The sequence below is a fragment of the Myxococcus sp. XM-1-1-1 genome (assembly GCF_020037095.1).
GTDB classification, from domain to species: Bacteria; Myxococcota; Myxococcia; order Myxococcales; family Myxococcaceae; genus Myxococcus; species Myxococcus fulvus.
The window spans coordinates 345,922-362,205 of the sequence record NZ_JAIQDH010000010.1; the positions used below are offsets into that span (position 1 = coordinate 345,922).

Below are 16,284 nucleotides of genomic sequence, written 5' to 3' on the forward strand. Positions count from 1 at the left end.
GGCCACCCGCCGGCCCGGGTGACGAGGGCACGGACGCTAGCTCAGGGGACGGAGTGCTCGCGCGCCCAGGTCACGAGCGCCGCGAGCCCTTCGTCCACGGACACGCGGGGGCGAAAGCCCGTCTCGCGCTCCAGGGCCGCGGGGTCCGCCCAGGTCGAGTCCATCTCCCCGGCCTGCGCGGGCAGGAGCCGCAGCACGGCCCGGGTCTCCAGGAGCCGCTCCAGCACGGCGACGAAGTCCCGCACGGAGACGGGCTCCCCGCGTCCCACGTTGAGCAGTCGATACGGAGGGCTCCCCACGGGAGGACGGTCCAGGACGCGCAGCACCGCCTCCGCCACGTCCTCCACGAAGGTGAAGTCGCGCAGCATGCGTCCCTCGCCGTACAGGTCGATGGGGCGCCCTGCTCTCAAGGCGCGCAGGAAGCGCAGCGGCGCCATGTCCGGGCGTCCCCAGGGTCCGTACACGGTGAAGAAGCGCAGGCCCGTGGTGGGCAGGCCGTGGAGGTGGCTGTACGTGTGGGCCAGCAGCTCTCCGGCGCGCTTGGTCGCGGAGTAGACATTGAGGGGATGGTCGGCGGAGGCGCTCTCGTGGAAGGGCGGCGGCGTGTCCGCGCCGTACACGGAGCTGGAGGACGCGTAGACCAGGTGCGAGACGCCCGCGGCGCGGCCCTGCTCCAGGAGCTGGAGCCAGCCCACGATGTTCGCGTCCACGTAGGACGAAGCGGAGGCTCCGGCCTCTCGCACGCCGACCCGCGCGGCCAGATGGACGATTCGCTCGGGGTGCTCCCGTTGGAAGATTCCCGCGAGCGCGGGAGCGTCGGTGATGTCCGCCTCGTGACAGGTGAAGCGCTCCGCGCCGGGAAGCGAGCGGAGTCGGGCCAGTCGGGCGCGCTTGAGGGCGACGTCTCCGGACGGGTCCAGGTTGTCCACGCCGATGACGGTGTCACCTCGGGCGAGCAGCTTCGCGCTGACGTGGTGACCGATGAAGCCCGCTGCGCCCGTGACGAGGACCCGCATGAAGCGTGAGGGTTTCATGCCCTCGGGTCGGAAGCCATGCTGGTGATGTGGCGATGAGGGGGCCTGGCGGGCACTGTCACACGACTTCCCGTGGCCCCCGCTTGGACGTAGGGTGGGAGGCATGGTGTCCGTGAACCAGCTCCGTCCCTTCGCCTCGGCCTCGCTGGAGGCCTTCCGCGCCGCGTCCGGTCCGGTGGCGCTCATCCAGCAGCCCGTGGATCCCGTCTTCCGGAACGTCGCCCAGCAGCTGACGGGCGCTCGCACGGTGGGCATGGCGCACCGCTCGCGCATGACGGAGCGGCTGCTCGCGATGCTCCGCGACTTCGACAACCTGGAGGTGCACTTCCTGAACCCCAAGGTGGATGGGGAGGAGCTCACCGTGGGGCGCTCGGACTGCGACCTGGTGGTGCCAGACCCGTCCGTGTCGCAGCACCACGCGACGCTGCGCTGGAACGCGACCACGGGTGGCTTCCAGGTGCGGGACGCGCAGTCGATGAACGGCACGTGGATCAACGGCGCGCCGCTGGGCTTCCGCGCGCAGGTGACGCTCAACGACGGGGACACGCTGGCGTTCGGCGACGCGCAGTTCCTCTACCTCCGCGCGGAGACGGTGCACGAGCACCTTCGGCTGGCGAGCCCCCAGCCGAAGCCCTGAGGGGGCTCAGGGCACTTCCTTGACGGCGTCGATGACGGCCTTGCGCAGGTAGGAGCTGTAGTCCGTCTGCGACTGGTACATGCTGATGGACGAGACGGTGCGGGAGTCCTTGCGCCACAGCAGGTCGCCGTTCGGCGACACGAGGCCCGCCTCCAGGAAGACCTCGGCGCGGCCCATGGCGCGGATGGAGGACACGTCCACCCAGTTGAGCACGACGATGACGGCGGCCTCGGCCTTGTTCTCGCGGATGAGGGCGACGACCTCGCCGGTGGAGGGGGATGGTGCGTCGGAGATGCGCGAGCCGACCACCTCGAAGCCGCGCTCACGCAGCACCGCTTGCGTCTGGCCGATGAGGACGGATCGTGGATTGCCTTCCCCCAGCATGTCCTCGCGATAGGTCGCCACGGGCAGCGAGTCCACGCGCGTGCCGATCACGACGACCACCTTGCGGATGGCCCCCGGAGGCCGGACCTGCGGCGCGGAACACGCGGTGGCGAGCAGCGACAGCAGGAGGAGTGAGAGGGCGCGCATGGTCACCATGCATAGCTCAGTCGAACAACCCCTGCAGGTAGAAGCGGCCGTCGCGCATGTCCTGGAACACCCAGGCGGGCCCCAGTCCCTCGAAGTGCACCCGGTAGTAATCGCGCTGGAAGGGCGTCTCGGCCCACCACTCGCCGCCCAGGCGCTCGGGGCCCGTCACCGCCGTCACCCGGTGACGCCGTCCGCCGACTCGCGCGGCGAGCAACCGACCGGTATCCCCCAGCTCCGCGTCCAGCCACGCGGGCTCCGCCAACAAACGTGACGGCCGCTCCCGCAGCCCACCGTCCCTCCGCTCCACCGGCGTCAGCGCCTCCCCCCACCCCTTGCGAGCCTCGGGGGGGCGGAACGCCCGTGTCCCCTGCGCGCCCTCCGGCCGATGCACCGGCTCCAACCCCGCCGAGCACAGCGACTCCTCTCCCAACGTCGTCGCCAGCCGCGACAACACCACCTCCAGCGCCGCGTCCCCCTCCGGCGCGTCCCCCAACGAGAGCTGCTGCCCCCGGTCCTCGGAGAACTCGTCCACCCGCGCGGACACCTCCGCCACCGGGTTCTCCAACCGCAGCTCCTCCAGCCGGTGCCGCGCCAGGTCCAACAACAACTTCGCCGCCGCCGTGGGCCTCGCCAGCGACAACGTCACCCGCTGCTGCCCCGTGGGGTCCAGCTTCAACGTGAAGGTGATGCGCACCGCCGCCCGCCCCCGCCCCACCAGCCGCGCCCCCAACCGGTCCAACAACGTCTTCAGCGCGAAGCCCAACGGCTCGAACGACTCCGCCGGCCACTCCAACACCCGCCGCTCCTCCAGCACCTCGTCCAGCACCTCCGCCACGAAGGGCGTCTCATCCCTCCCGCCACACCACGCATGCGCCCGAGCCCCCATCACCCCACCCCGCGCCGCCACCGCCCCCGGCGGCAGCTGGGCCACCTCTCCCAACGTGCTCAGCCCCAACGCGGAGAACGGCGCGGACTCCCGCCCCTCCAGCGCCGCCAACGGCAACGGCGCCAGCGCCTGGGCCGACGCCCCCGGCGCCACCACCTCCACCCGCCGCGCTCCGAAGCGCGCCAGCGCTCGCGAGGTGAACGCCTCCGACGCCACCACCACGTGCGCCCGGTACCCCAGCCCCTCGCACAACGCCAACGCCCGAGAGCACAGCCCCGCCTCACCTCCCGACAGGTGCGCGGCCCCCGCGTCGAGCCACAGTCCATCTGGGGCGGAGAGCTGGAAGCCCGGCCCCAGGCTCAGCAGCGCCTCCCCCAGCGCCACCAGTGCCCGCTTCTCCTCCTCCAACCGGTAGGGGAAGTGCCGCAGCCCCGGCTCCAGCGCCGTCGCCGCGGTGAGCGTCACCCCGGGCCGCACGCCCGCCTTCAGCGCGGACGTGGACGCCGCCACCACCCGTCGCTGGCCGCGAGCCTCCTCCACCAGCACGAAGGGCCGGCCCGCCAGCTCCGGACACTCGATGACCTTGCGCTGCACCGGGAAGCGCGTGAAATGCAGATAGGCCCTGCGCATGGCTCCCTCAGTTGTGCGCCGCCGAGGCCACGTCCGACGCCACCCGCAGCGAGGGCATCACCCCATCCCGCCCGGACCGCTGCCCCTGGTGCCCCAGCCCGTTGCGCGCCACCCACGGCGTCTCCCGCAGGAAGTCCGGCGTCGCGTCCGCGTCCACCGGCCCCACGTCCAGCACCCGCCCCCCCTCCTCGAGCCCCAGCTCCGGGTACAGCGCGCTCCACGGCAGCACCGCCCGCGTCCCCGTGCCGCCGCGCCTGCTGCGCACCACCTCCACCGCCCAGCCCTCCGCGCCCTGGGACTCCGTGCGCAGCCGCGTCACCCCATCCGCCGGAGCCTCCGGCGAGGTCAGCAGCAGCAGCAGCCCGCCGCCACGCTCCGCCGCGTCCGCCAGCTTGCGTGCCTCGGCCAGCCCCACCCGCGGCGGCCTCCCCGTCGCGCCCACCCCTCGCGTCAGGTCGAGCACCACGCACGCGAAGGCCCCACTCCGGGCCAGCTGAACCGCCGCCCACACCCGCTGCTCGGGCGCCTTGGGCCGCACGAGCAGCAGCCGCTCCAGGTCCACGCCCTGCGCCGCCGCCGCCGGGGCATACAGCTCGCGCGGTCCATCCACCCACGCGCACAGCCGCGCCTCCCTATGCGCGGACGCCACCGCGCTCAGCGCCAGGCTCGTCCTGCCGGTGGCCGCCTCACCACACAGCTCCACCGCCTGCCCCAGCGGGAAGCCGCCCGAGGGCAGCAGCGCGTCCACCGCCTCCATCCCCGTGCGCAACACCGCCAGGTAGCTGCGCGGCGCCGCCTGCAACTGGCGGATGCGCTCGCGAAGCTGCTCGACCACCGCGCCGCCACTGCGCTGCTCCGCCACCGCGCTCATCTCGCCTCCTCGCCAGGACCCGACACACCGAACGCACGCCTGCACGACGGTTCAGTATGCTCAAGGGTCTGACGTGCGCCCGCACAGGACGCACGGCGACGGGCCCGGCGACACGACGTGATGGCTTGGATCCACCGGGGCGACGCCAGGGTTTTCGAGCCCCTGGGCGTCACCCCTCCGGCGGACCTAACCGGCGCAGATGACCTTCACCTCGACCTTCTGATCATCCGCGCGGCGCAGGCAGCTGCCGCCGAAGTAGATCCGCGCGGGGCGGTCCTCCCCGGACGGCTCGTAGCTCAGGTCGCCAGCGGCCACCGAGCAGCGCTCCACCGTGCCCCCGGCGCGGGTGATCTCCACCTGGGCCAGGCGCGGATCCGGCAGGTTCACCACGTCCAGGCTCTGCGCCACCGCCGCCAGCTCCGCGATGTGCAGCAGCGTGTCGCGGTAGCTCTCCCGACAGATGGAGTCCAGGTTGTCGAGCGCCGAGTCGAACTTCTCCGACATCGCCCGGTGCCGGTAGCCCGGCCCGTAGGACGTGGGGCAGTCCGCGTTGCGCACATACGTGCCCTGCGGCGTCGCGTCCTGGATCAGCTCCGCCCGCTTGTCGCTCAGCGCCACCGGGCCCACCGTGGCCCACAGCACCTCCCGACGTCCGCCCTTGGAGTCGCGCAGGCTCTTGAAGGCCTCCGCGTACTCGTCCACCGACGTCAGCAGCGCCGCGCCCTCGTGGCACTTATCCACCGACGTGTCGTCCGTGACGATGACCGGCGGCGGCCGCGCGGTGGAGCTGCAGTCCTCCTCGTCCGTCACCACCACGACGAGCAGCCGCGCGCCGTCCCGCAGGAAGCCTCCGTTCCCTCCCTCGACGATGGAGGTGGTGGTCAGGGGCTCGGAGACCGCCAGCCGGGCGGCCTCGAAGGGGGACTCCTGCCCGCTGCCACTCGTCCCCTGCTTCACCAGCAAGCGGAAGCGCTCCAGCAGGTCCGGATCCGAGCTCTCGACGAAGCGGTCCTCCGACGCGCTCCCGTCCTTCGTCGGCACCTGCTGCAGGAGGCCGGATTCCCTCGGATACTCCGAGTAGAACTCCCGGCCCTGGGTGAAGACGCGGCGGTACACGGAGGTGGTGATCACCCCCACGCGGAAGTCCTGGGTGACGCCGCCGCCCTCCCGCAGGCCCTGGATGAAGGCGGGCAGCTCGGTGGCGATTCCGGCCTGCTCCTCGGCCATGGAGCCGGAGTTGTCGATGACGAAGAGGATGTCCGTCTTCTGCGGGGCCACCACCGGGGATTCGCTCTGACACTTGCCCGGCAGGGTGGATCCGGCCTCGTCGACGGGCGACGTACAGGACGCCACCCAGAGGGCCGGCAACAGGAGCAGGGGGGCTCGGGTTCTGGATTTCATGGCGTCCTCCTGAGGGGGAAGGCGGCGCACCCGGGCGGTGCGTCGCAGCGAGGCTGGGGGGGCGAGCATGCCCCACCCCCGGCCCGGACGCGAGACAAGGACGCAGCGTCTGGCATCCGACTTGAGCGTGGAAAATCGCACACGGCGTTTGCCACGGGCGTTTTGGTTGTTACGTTGGTTCATCTGCCGCAGAAAACCGACAGATGTTCACCGGTCCGGTCGCAGGGAGGGCCGGGCTTGAAGAAGGAAGAGGCCGAACTTCATGTCCGATGAGAAGAAGAAGGGCACCGCCGCGAGCGCAATGCCCACCGCGATGGCCCCTCCGGGGCTCATCAACAAGGAAGACATTCCCCAGGTGCTGCCGATCCTGCCCCTGCGGAACAGCGTCTTCTTTCCCGGCGGCGTGCTCCCGCTGGCCGTCGGCCGTCAGAAGACCATTGCCCTGATCAAGGACGCGGTGCGCGACGACCAGGTCATCGGTGTCGTCACGCAGCGCCGCGCCGAGGAAGAGGATCCGGGCGCCGCCGACCTCTACACCATGGGGACGGTGGCCCGTATCGTGAAGCTTCTGAAGATGGGCGAGGACAACTACTCGCTCGTCGTCCAGGGACTCGCCCGCTTCCGTGTCGTGGAGCTGGTGCAGGAGGCCCCGTACCTCAAGGCCCGCGTCGACGCGGTGGAGGACAAGACCTCCGCGGAGAACGTCGAGGTGGAGGCCCTGGGCATCAACCTCAAGAAGCTGGCGCGCGAGGTCATCGAGCTGATGCCCGAGCTGCCGGCCGCCGCCACGGAGCTGGTGGAGAGCATCACCCACCCCGGTCACCTGGCCGACCTCATCGCCGCCAACGTGGACGTGCCGATCGAGGAGAAGCAGGCCGTCCTGGAGACGGTGGACCTCAAGGCGCGGATGAAGCTCGTGCTCGAGCTGCTCAACCGCAAGCGTGAGATCCTCAAGCTCTCCAACAAGATCGACTCCGCCGTGAAGGGCGAGATGTCGAAGACCCAGCGCGAGTACTACCTGCGCCAGCAGCTCAAGGCGATCAAGGAAGAGCTCGGCGAGATGGGCGAGGAGGAGGAGGAGCTCGACGAGCTCCAGGAGCGCCTGAAGAAGGCCGCCCTGCCTCCCGAGGTGGAGAAGGTCGCGAACAAGGAGCTCAACCGCCTGAAGACGATTCCGGCGGCGTCGAGCGAGTACACCGTCGCGCGCACCTACCTGGATTGGATCGCCGACCTGCCGTGGTCGAAGCTGTCCGAGGACAACCTCGACATCGAGAACGCGCGCCAGCAGCTCGACAAGGATCACTTCGGCATCAAGAAGGTGAAGAAGCGCATCCTGGAGTACCTGGCCGTCCGCAAGCTGAAGAACGACATGCGCGGGCCCATCCTGTGCCTCGTCGGTCCTCCGGGCGTCGGCAAGACGTCGCTGGGTCAGAGCGTGGCCAAGGCCACGGGCCGCAAGTTCGTGCGCCTGTCGCTGGGCGGCGTGCGTGACGAGGCGGAGATCCGCGGCCACCGGCGCACCTACGTCGGCGCGCTGCCCGGCCGCTTCATCCAGAGCATGAAGAAGGCCGGCACGAAGAACCCGGTCATGATGCTCGACGAGATCGACAAGCTCGGCGCCGACTTCCGTGGCGACCCGAGCGCGGCGCTCCTCGAGGTGCTGGACCCGGAGCAGAACAACACGTTCAGCGACCACTACCTCGACGTGCCGTTCGACCTGTCGAAGGTGATGTTCGTCGCCACGGCGAACCAGCTGGATCCCATCCCCGGGCCGCTCCGCGACCGCATGGAGATCATCGAGCTGTCGGGCTACACCTTCGAGGAGAAGCAGAGCATCGCGCGCATCCACCTGGTGCCCAAGCAGCTCAAGGAGCACGGGCTCAACCCGGACCACATCGAGATCACCGATGAGGCGCTGCTGACGCTGACCACCTCGTACACCCGCGAGGCGGGCGTGCGTAACCTGGAGCGGCGCATCGCGGACATCTGCCGCGCGGTGGCGGTGGAGGTCGCGGGTGGGAAGCTGGAGAAGCAGACCATCAACGCCGAGCGCGTGAAGGAGATCCTCGGGCCCGAGATGTTCTACTCGGAGGTCGCGGAGCGCACGGAGGTTCCGGGCGTGGCCACGGGTCTGGCCTGGACGGCGGCCGGCGGCGATCTGCTCTTCATCGAGGCGACGAAGATGGCGGGCAAGGGCGGCATGACGCTCACCGGCCAGCTCGGCGACGTGATGAAGGAGAGCGCGACGGCGGCGCTGAGCTACCTGCGCAGCAAGTCCGAGCAGCTGGGCATCAGCTCCAACTTCCTGGAGAAGACGGACATCCACCTGCACTTCCCGGCGGGCTCCATCCCCAAGGATGGTCCTTCCGCGGGCGTCACCATCCTGACGGCGCTCACCAGCCTGCTGACGGGCATCCGGGTGCGGCACGACACGGCGATGACGGGCGAGGCCACGCTGCGTGGCCTGGTGCTGCCGGTCGGCGGCATCAAGGAGAAGGTGCTGGCGGCCCACCGCGCGGGCATCAAGCGGGTCATCCTGCCCGAGCGTTGCCGCAAGGACCTGGTGGACGTGCCGGACCAGGCGAAGAACGAGCTGGAGTTCATCTTCGTCAGCCAGATGGACGAGGTCCTGAAGGCCGCGCTGGAGACGTCGCCGTTCAAGTCGTCGGCGGGGACTCCGGGTGGCGAGCCGGGCAAGGAGGCCTCGCTGCCTCCTGCGTCCACCGAGCCCGGGTCGCCCGAGGTCCGCGCGTAAAGCGCGGGCTTCAGCGACTCGAAGCCTGACGCGGGCAGGTTCCTCACCGAGGGACCTGCCCGTTGTCTTTGCGGGGCTCCCCTGCCCCGCTTCAGTGCCGCGTCCGGGGGACTTCCTCCTCGTCGGGGCCCCCGAGGCGCTGGGACAACAGGCCGAGCAGCTCCTTCGTGGAGAGCCGCCCGGCGCCGTCCTTGCCCTCGAGCACGTCCGCGACGAGCGCGCGCTTGTGCTCGTGGAGCGACAGCATCTGCTCCTCGATGGTGCCTCGCGCCACCAGCCGGTAGACGGTGACGGGGCGCTCCTGGCCGATGCGATGCGCGCGGTCCGACGCCTGATCCTCCACGGCGGGGTTCCACCACGGGTCCAGGTGGATGACGGTGTTGGCGGCGGTGAGGTTGAGGCCGAAGCCACCGGCCTTGAGCGAGATGAGGAACAGGGGCGCGCTGCCCTCCTGGAAGGAGCGCACGGCCTGCTCTCGGGCCTTGGGTGTGGAGGAGCCGTCCAGGTAGTCGTAGCGGATGCCCCGCGCGTCCAGCACCTCGCGCACCAGGGCCAGGTGCGAGGTGAACTGGCTGAAGACGAGCGCGCGGTGGCCCTCGGCGCGAAGCTCCTCGACCAGCTCCATGAAGCGCTCCAGCTTGGAGGACTCCACGCGGGACTCGGCGTCGTAGAGGCGCGGGTGCGAGGCCAACAGGCGCAGCCGGGTGAGCGCGGCGAGCACCTCGAAGCGGCGCTCCAGCTCACGTGACTGCCGCTCGCGCATCACCTCCGGCGCGGACTCCAGCGCGGAGAGGGCCGCCAGCCGCGCGTCCTCGTACATGGTCCACTCCTGGGTGGAGAGGACGACGGGCACGCGGATGTCCGTGCGCGGCGGCAGCTGCGCCTCCACCTGGGCCTTGGTGCGGCGCAGGAGGAAGGGTTGCAGCACCCTGGCCAGGGCGGGCGCCGCGGTGGGGTCCACCCTGCGCTCGATGGGAATCGCGAAGCGGGTGCGGAAGGCGTCGTGGCTGCCGAGCAGCCCGGGGAAGACGAGCGAGAAGACGCTCCACAGCTCTCCCAGGTGGTTCTCCAATGGAGTGCCGGAGAGGGCGAACTTGAAGTCCGCCTGCAGCGCCCGCGCGGCGCGGAAGCGGTGGGTGCCCGCGTTCTTCAGGGCCTGGGCCTCGTCGAAGACGAGCGTGGCGAAGCGCAGCTCGGACAGCCGGCCGATGTCGCGCGTCAAGAGGCCATAGCTCAGCACGAGCACGTCGCGGGGACCCAGCCGTTCGAGCAGCCCGCCCCGGTCCGCGGCCTCGGAGAACAGCCGCATCTTCAGCGACGGCGCGAAGCGCTTCGCCTCGTCCATCCAGTTGAAGGCCACGGAGGTGGGCGCGAGCACCAGCGCGGGCCCCAGCTTCGAGCGCTCCAGCAACACGGCCAGCGCCTGCACCGTCTTGCCCAGCCCCATGTCGTCCGCGAGCACCGCGCCCGCGCCCCAAGAGGCCAGCCGGGTGAGCCAGCGGAAGCCCTCGACCTGGTAGTCACGCAGGTCCGTCTTCAGCGTGGCGGGGACCTTCGGCTTCAGCTCCCGTGCGGCGAAGATGCGCTCGACGAGCCCCCTCCACGTCGCGTCCGCGTCCAGCGTCGCGCCCGCGCTGCCCAGGGCGGACAGCGACTCCGCCGCGGCCGGACCCACCTCCAAGCCGTGGCGCGAAAGGTGGGCGTGGTCCGCCAGTCGCTCCAGGTGCTGGCGCAGCGCCTCCTCGACCTCCACGTAGGTCTGGTCCTTCACCTGGACGAAGCGCTCCTTGCGACGCGCGGCGTCCAACAGCCGCGCCATCTCCACGCGCTCGCCCTGCACCGCCAGCCCTCCGAGCACGCCGAACCAGTCGCGCTTGCGCTCCACCGTGATTCGCAGCGCGCTCGCCCCGCGAGAGCCCACGAGGCGAAGTGGAGAGCCACCCCACTCCAGCTCCGGCGGCGACTCCAGCGACTGACACGCGGACAAGAGCCCGAGCGCGCCCTGGACGTTGGGGAACGAGAAGCTGAACGGCAGCGCCTGCGCCTCCGCGGTGGCCAGGGGCAGGCTCGCCTGGAGCGCGTGGACCACGGCGAGCTCCTTCACGAAGTCGCGCACCGTGTGCACGGGCTCCAGGCCCCGGCGCAGGTACACGTCCCGAGGCCCCTCGCCCGGGATGAAGCTGATGCTGTCCGGGAGCGCCCGCACGCGCAGCTCCACGCGCACCGCGCTGCCGGGCTCCAGCTCGAAGCGCAGCACCGGCAGCTGGAGCGAGGGCAGCTTCTCGCCCATGACACCGCGAGGCATGGCCACGGGCAGCCGCACCGAGAGCTTCGCCAGCTTCTCCAGCAGCACGCCGTGGCTCTCGGGAGGGAAGACGTTGCCGTGGCGCTGGAGGACGGAGACGAGCGCGCGGACCTCCGGGCCCGCGTCCAGCACGGTGAGCCTGCGCGAGCCCTCGTCCCAGAGGAAGAGGGCCTCCTCCGGCTTCGAGCGGCGCACGCGGTCCACCATGGACGCGGGCAGGCTCGCGCCGTCCACGCCCGCGGAGACGACGACAGCGCCGCCCCGCTCAGAGGCGACGATGCCCACCTTGGCGCGATCCACCTGGACCAGCAGGTCCTGCGTCCCCTCCTGATAGAGCCGGGGATGGTCCACCAGCTCCAGCAGCAGCGCGCGCGAGGCGGGTGCGTCGCCATCCGGCAGCAGCGACGCGAGGCGCGCGTCGAGCGAGGAGAGCTGCGAGCCATGCTCCTGGAGCAGCTTGCGGCGACTCACCTTGGCTCCGGTGGAGCGCTGGCCCTTCTTGTTGCGCCGGTGCACGTACGGGTGGACCTCCACGCCGTAGCCCTCGATGACGTCGACGCGCCAGGAGACCTCCACCGCCGCGCCGCTGCCCGTGCCCTCATCGAGCGCGCGCTCCAGCGCCCTCAACGTGCGGTCCCACCCCGGTCGCACCAGCTCGTCGAGCGTCTCGCTGAAGCGCTCCGTCCACGGCTGGTTCAGCCACAACAGCACCGTGTCGATGGCGGCGACCAGGTGGACACACGGCGGCGCGCCACAGGTGCAGTCGCCCTGCACCACGGAGGGCGTGAAGGTCAGCCGGGCCTCGGGGAGGATGAAGCCCATCTGCGCGCCGTAGGGCAGCTCCGAGCAGCGCGTCTCGCGGAAGCGGAAGCCAGGGAGCTCGGCGTCGTGCTGGAGCGACTCCAGCTGCAGCGCGTGCAAGGGCCGCGTGGCCACGGTGGCGGGCGCGCGGGAGCGCAGGTCCAGCAACAGGCCATGGACACGGTGGGTGCGCGGGTCCTCGGGCGGCGCCAGTCGCGCGGCGAGCGTGGCGCGGGTCTCCTCCGCCTGCTTGCGCTCCTCCTCGACGAAGCGCCACGCGAGCCGGGGCAGGAGGTCCTTCATCTTCGGCGACGGCAGGGACTCCTGCGTCCAGCGCGTACGGCCCTCCTCGCTGAGCATCTCCACCAGCCTGCGGCGGGCCATCGCGGGGCGGGACTGAGGCAGCAGCGCGGGGTCCACGAAGGGCGACAGCACCGTGAGGCTCAGGCGGGACAGGTGCTCGACGCCGTGCTCGCGCAGCCAGGCGCGCAGGGCTCCTTCCGTGGCGAAGAGTGGGACAGCGGAGGAATCGGGCTGCGGGCGCTCCACGGACATGGCTCCCCGCTTCTTCGCGATGCGCGACGGAAACGCAAGCGCGACGACAGGGCGTCCGGGCAGGCGGGCTCCCCGGGCCGGCTTCCGCTTCCCCGTCATTCCGGGCCACACTGCGGAACGACGCCCGCTCGACAGGCGTCGAACCTGACATGCCGCCATCCGCCGCTGGAGTGTGGGGACTGGGAGTCTTGCTGCTCACGGGCACCGCCTGCGTGCGCGCCTCGAGCGAGGTGTCTCCTGATGCCTCGACGCACCTGTCCCAGGCGGCGCGGCCGGGCTCGCTCCCCGTCGACCCGAGCGCCGTCCGTGGGTCCGTGGAAGGCACACGGGGCTCCCTTCCCCACAGGCCGATGCGCGCGGCGGAGACGGTCGTCGAGCCGCCTGTCGTGGCCAGGTGGCCCGCGCCGGGAGCCACGCTGACGCACGTCCCCGCGAACGTGCCCGAGGGCTTCGCGCGACGTCGGGTGTACCTGGACGCGGGACACGGCGCCGAGGGGAACACGGGCAACCGCTCCGTCACGTGCGAGGACGAGGAGGTCTTCACGTTGCGCGTGGCGCAGGACCTGGCGCGGCGGTTGGTGGCCACGGGGCACTTCGAGGTGCGCATCAGCCGTGAGCCGGGACAGCGGGTGCCGTATACGAGTCGGCTCGCCGATGCGGAGCGCTGGGGCGCGCACGTGTTCGTGAGCCTGCACTCGGACTCGCGAGGCACGTCGCAGCCGTGGGCGCCCGCGGAGGGACAGTCGTGCAACCGCCAGGACACGACGCCCGGCTTCAGCGTGCTCTGGTCCGAGGATGCGCCCGCCCCCCTCCAGGGTCGCCGCGCGGAGCTGGCGCGAGCGCTGGCGCGGAACCTGTCGCGCGGCGGGTTCCTCCACTACGACGGCGTGGACTACGTGGGCCTCTACGCCACCGACACCGCGCAGCCCGGCGTCTTCGTGTCCCGCGAGCCGTCACACCGGCAGATCTTCGTCCTGCGCAAGCCGACGATGCCCTCGGTCATCGTGGAGACGCACCACGCGCTCGACTTCGAGGAGGCCGCGCGCTGGCGCGAGGAGCGCACGCTGGAGGTCTTCGCCACCGCGATGACCCAGGGACTCGTGGAGGCCTTCGCGCCGCCTCCGCCCCCGCGCGTTTCGACGCAGCAGCCCTGAACCGCACAGCGAACGCTCGACGCGATTCGCGCTTGCCTTTCATTTAACTAGTTGGTTATTTTAACAGAAGGTTAATCAAGCCATGCCGAGCGACCCACTCAGCGCCACCTTTGCCGCACTCGCCGACCCGACCCGGCGCGCGATCCTCGCGCGGCTCTCGAAGGGGGAGACCTCCGTCACGGAGCTCGCCCAACCCTTCGACATGAGCCTCCCCGCCGTGACGAAGCACCTCAAGGTGCTCGAGCGCGCGGGGCTGATCACGCGGAGCCGCGAAGCCCAGTGGCGCCCCTGCAGACTCGCGCCGGAGCCGCTGAAGGACGCGACCGACTGGCTCGAGGACTATCGCGAGTTCTGGGAGGCCAGCCTCGACCGGCTCGAGGACTATCTCGCCGACGTCCAGGGGCAGAAGCGCCCGGCGCGCGGCCGCAAGATTCCAACCCCGAAGAAGAAGGACCGAGGAGCCCCCCCATGAACGCAGCGCTCGACCTCAACGAACTCGCGAAGCGTCAGCTGGAACTGTCGCGGCTCATCAGCGCCCCACGCGCGCTGGTCTTCCAGGCGTTCACCGACGCGGAGATGATCTCCCACTGGTGGGGGCCGAACGGCTTCCGCACGACCACGGTGAGCAAGGACGTGCGGCCGGGGGGCGCGTGGAAGTTCACCATGCACGGGCCCGATGGCACCGACTACGCGAACCACATCGTCTACACGAAGGTCGTCCCCAACGAGCGGCTCGAGTGGGATCACGGCACGAAGGAAGGCGAGGTGCTGTTCAAGGCCGTCGTCACCTTCCAGGACGAGGCGGGAAAGACGCGCGTCACGATGCAGCACACGCTGCCCACCGTCGAAGCGCGCGAGCAGGCGGCGAAGTACGCCATCGAAGGTGGCCAGCAGACGCTCGCGCGGCTCGACCAGCACCTCGCGACGCGGCAGTAGGCACTCGTCGCGCGAGTGCCCACGTCGGGGCGAGGCGCCGGGGAGTCCTCAGGCGCCCTCGTTCCGTTCGTCATCCTGCCGCAGGAAGGGCTCGGAGACGTGCTTCACGATTCGCGCGGCCAGGGCCTGGACGTGCGGAGCGTGCAGCAGGGTGTAGTGGGTGCCCGGGACGTCCTCGACCTCGAGCTGCTCCGGGGCCACGTAGCGAGACCATCCGTGGGTCGGCTCCACGGAGCGCTCCCGCTTCGCGTCCTTCGCGCGCAGCAGCAACACGGGGCCTCCATAGGCACCTGGACGGAACGTGGACAGGACCCGCAGGTTCGCGCGGGTCACGTCACGCCAGGCCCGGAGGTCCGAGTCCTGGACCTCGGGGGGAAGCCACCCGGACTCCCGTGCATACGCGATGACCCGAGCGAGCTGCTCATCTTCGGAGAGCCCCGCGAGAGACTCGGGCCGGAGCGTCGACTCGACTCCCGCGGTCCGCGCGAGGTCCATCGCCATCCCCGCGAGGAGCAGCGCGTCGTCGGGTCCTTGCGTGAGCAGCTCGTCCGTGGACGCGAAGCTGTCGAGGAGGATGAGCTGTTCGACGCGCTGTCCCTGCCGCTCCAGCTCGCGCGCCATCTCGAAGGCCACGACACCGCCCATGGACCAGCCCCCGAGCACGTACGGGCCTTCCGGACGCACGGTTCGCAGCGCGGCCACGTAACGCCGCACGAGCGCGTCCATGTGTTCGATTGGGGGCTCCGAGCCATCGAGCCCCGGCGACTGGAAGGCGTAGACCGGTCGGCCCGTGCCCATCCACCGTGAGAGCAGCCGATAGGGCCCCACCGCTCCGCCGACAGCGTGAACGAAGAACACCGGAGTGCCCATGCCCTCGGCCTGCAACGTCACGCAGACTTGATCGGGACTGTCACCACGGGACACTTCGAGCCACGACGCGAGCTGTTCGACCGTGGGGGCCTCGAAGAGAGCGCGCAGTGGGAGGTCGATGCCGGTGAGTGCGCGCACTCGCGCCACCACCTGCGTCGCCAGCAGCGAGTGCCCTCCCAGCTCGAAGAAGTCGTCCTTCCTCCCGACTCGCTTCGCTCCCAGCACCTCACGGAACACCTCCGCCAGCTTCGCTTCCAGTCCCTCTCGCGGTGCTTCGTAGACGTCTTCCGGTGACGTCACCGCCTCCGGCTCCGGCAGCGCCCTGCGGTCCACCTTCCCGTTCGCCGTCAGCGGCAGCGCCTCCAGCACCACCACCACCGTCGGCACCAGGTACTCCGGCAGCCTCCTCCTCATCCCCTCCTTCACCGCCGCCCCCTCCACCTCGCCCACCACGTACCCCACCAGCCTCTTGTCCCCTCTCTCCTCCCTCACCATTGCTACCGCTTCACGCACCCCCGCCACCGCCTTCAGCCCCTCCTCCACCTCCCCCAACTCAATCCGGTACCCCCTCACCTTCACCTGCCCGTCACGCCGCCCCAAAAACTCCAGCGCTCCGTCACTCTTCCAGCGGACCACGTCTCCTGTCCGGTACAGCCTCTCCCCGTCCCCAAACGGACTCGGCACGAAGCGCTCCGCCGTCAGCTCCGGCTTCCCCACGTACCCCCGCGCCAGCCCCTCGCCCCCCGTGTACAGCTCTCCCGGCACTCCCACCGCCACAGGACGCAGTCCCTCGTCCAGCACGTACACTTCCGTGCCTTCCACCGGACGCCCAATCGGCACACCTCTCTCTCCGACGTCCGACTCCTTCTGCATCCTCCACGTCGTCGTGAACGTCGTGTTCTCCGTCGGGCCGTACCC

General features: G+C 70.8%; 12 protein-coding genes. 5 read left to right on the forward strand and 7 right to left on the reverse strand.

What is annotated here, in order from left to right; all coding sequences use genetic code 11:
• Positions 1–41: 41 nt before the first annotated feature.
• Complete coding sequence (locus K8640_RS21730) at positions 42–1,016, reverse strand: NAD-dependent epimerase/dehydratase family protein (protein WP_223748785.1); 975 nt, start codon at positions 1,014–1,016, stop codon at positions 42–44.
• Between the two features lie 121 nt (positions 1,017–1,137).
• On the opposite strand from K8640_RS21730, the gene K8640_RS21735 reads away from it, so the two are divergent.
• On the forward strand, positions 1,138–1,671 hold the full coding sequence (locus tag K8640_RS21735) for an FHA domain-containing protein (protein WP_046713622.1): 534 nt from the start codon (positions 1,138–1,140) through the stop codon (positions 1,669–1,671).
• Positions 1,672–1,677: 6 nt separating this feature from the next.
• Here the strand turns inward: K8640_RS21735 and K8640_RS21740 are convergent, their stop codons facing one another.
• The 4 genes from K8640_RS21740 to K8640_RS21755 all read right to left on the reverse strand — a co-directional run bounded on the left by K8640_RS21740 (position 1,678) and on the right by K8640_RS21755 (position 5,990).
• Positions 1,678–2,202, reverse strand: coding sequence for a hypothetical protein (locus K8640_RS21740; RefSeq protein WP_141332672.1), 525 nt, complete (start codon positions 2,200–2,202; stop codon positions 1,678–1,680).
• Positions 2,203–2,218: 16 nt separating this feature from the next.
• Positions 2,219–3,718, reverse strand: coding sequence for a DNA polymerase Y family protein (locus K8640_RS21745; protein WP_223748772.1), 1,500 nt, complete (start codon positions 3,716–3,718; stop codon positions 2,219–2,221).
• Positions 3,719–3,725: 7 nt separating this feature from the next.
• On the reverse strand, positions 3,726–4,589 hold the full coding sequence (locus K8640_RS21750; RefSeq protein WP_223748773.1) for an ImuA family protein: 864 nt from the start codon (positions 4,587–4,589) through the stop codon (positions 3,726–3,728).
• Positions 4,590–4,775: 186 nt separating this feature from the next.
• Positions 4,776–5,990 (reverse strand): VWA domain-containing protein, encoded by a 1,215-nt coding sequence (locus K8640_RS21755; RefSeq protein ID WP_223748774.1) that lies wholly within the window; start codon positions 5,988–5,990, stop codon positions 4,776–4,778.
• 262 nt (positions 5,991–6,252) lie between these two features.
• On the opposite strand from K8640_RS21755, the gene lon reads away from it, so the two are divergent.
• A complete protein-coding gene (gene lon, locus K8640_RS21760; protein ID WP_141332086.1) occupies positions 6,253–8,745 on the forward strand; it encodes an endopeptidase La in 2,493 nt (830 codons plus the stop codon).
• A gap of 91 nt (positions 8,746–8,836) precedes the next feature.
• Here lon and K8640_RS21765 read toward each other — a convergent pair whose 3' ends face one another.
• Positions 8,837–12,406 (reverse strand): DEAD/DEAH box helicase, encoded by a 3,570-nt coding sequence (locus K8640_RS21765; protein WP_223748775.1) that lies wholly within the window; start codon positions 12,404–12,406, stop codon positions 8,837–8,839.
• Between the two features lie 386 nt (positions 12,407–12,792).
• On the opposite strand from K8640_RS21765, the gene K8640_RS21770 reads away from it, so the two are divergent.
• From K8640_RS21770 to K8640_RS21780, 3 genes are all read left to right on the forward strand, one after another.
• Entirely contained in the window at positions 12,793–13,560 is a 768-nt protein-coding gene (locus tag K8640_RS21770; protein WP_223748776.1) for an N-acetylmuramoyl-L-alanine amidase, read from the forward strand.
• Between the two features lie 82 nt (positions 13,561–13,642).
• Positions 13,643–14,032 carry a helix-turn-helix transcriptional regulator gene (locus tag K8640_RS21775; protein ID WP_223748777.1) on the forward strand — a complete coding sequence of 130 codons (390 nt, stop codon included), beginning with the start codon at positions 13,643–13,645 and terminating at the stop codon, positions 14,030–14,032.
• Positions 14,029–14,496 (forward strand): SRPBCC family protein, encoded by a 468-nt coding sequence (locus K8640_RS21780; RefSeq protein ID WP_046713612.1) that lies wholly within the window; start codon positions 14,029–14,031, stop codon positions 14,494–14,496. The genes K8640_RS21775 and K8640_RS21780 overlap by 4 nt, the downstream gene beginning before the upstream one ends.
• Before the next feature lie 48 nt (positions 14,497–14,544).
• Here the strand turns inward: K8640_RS21780 and K8640_RS21785 are convergent.
• Positions 14,545–16,284: alpha/beta fold hydrolase (locus K8640_RS21785; RefSeq protein WP_255653301.1), on the reverse strand; the 1,740-nt coding region annotated here is incomplete at its 5' end.

Bases quoted from the DNA above. Each gene is read 5' to 3' on its own strand.
- K8640_RS21730 (WP_223748785.1), bottom strand. From the start codon at position 1,016: ATGCGGGTCCTCGTCACGGGCGCAGCGGGCTTCATCGGTCACCACGTC.
- K8640_RS21735 (WP_046713622.1), top strand. From the start codon at position 1,138: ATGGTGTCCGTGAACCAGCTCCGTCCCTTCGCCTCGGCCTCGCTGGAG.
- K8640_RS21740 (WP_141332672.1), bottom strand. From the start codon at position 2,202: ATGCGCGCCCTCTCACTCCTCCTGCTGTCGCTGCTCGCCACCGCGTGT.
- K8640_RS21745 (WP_223748772.1), bottom strand. From the start codon at position 3,718: ATGCGCAGGGCCTATCTGCATTTCACGCGCTTCCCGGTGCAGCGCAAG.
- K8640_RS21750 (WP_223748773.1), bottom strand. From the start codon at position 4,589: ATGAGCGCGGTGGCGGAGCAGCGCAGTGGCGGCGCGGTGGTCGAGCAG.
- K8640_RS21755 (WP_223748774.1), bottom strand. From the start codon at position 5,990: ATGAAATCCAGAACCCGAGCCCCCCTGCTCCTGTTGCCGGCCCTCTGG.
- lon (WP_141332086.1), top strand. From the start codon at position 6,253: ATGTCCGATGAGAAGAAGAAGGGCACCGCCGCGAGCGCAATGCCCACC.
- K8640_RS21765 (WP_223748775.1), bottom strand. From the start codon at position 12,406: ATGTCCGTGGAGCGCCCGCAGCCCGATTCCTCCGCTGTCCCACTCTTC.
- K8640_RS21775 (WP_223748777.1), top strand. From the start codon at position 13,643: ATGCCGAGCGACCCACTCAGCGCCACCTTTGCCGCACTCGCCGACCCG.
- K8640_RS21780 (WP_046713612.1), top strand. From the start codon at position 14,029: ATGAACGCAGCGCTCGACCTCAACGAACTCGCGAAGCGTCAGCTGGAA.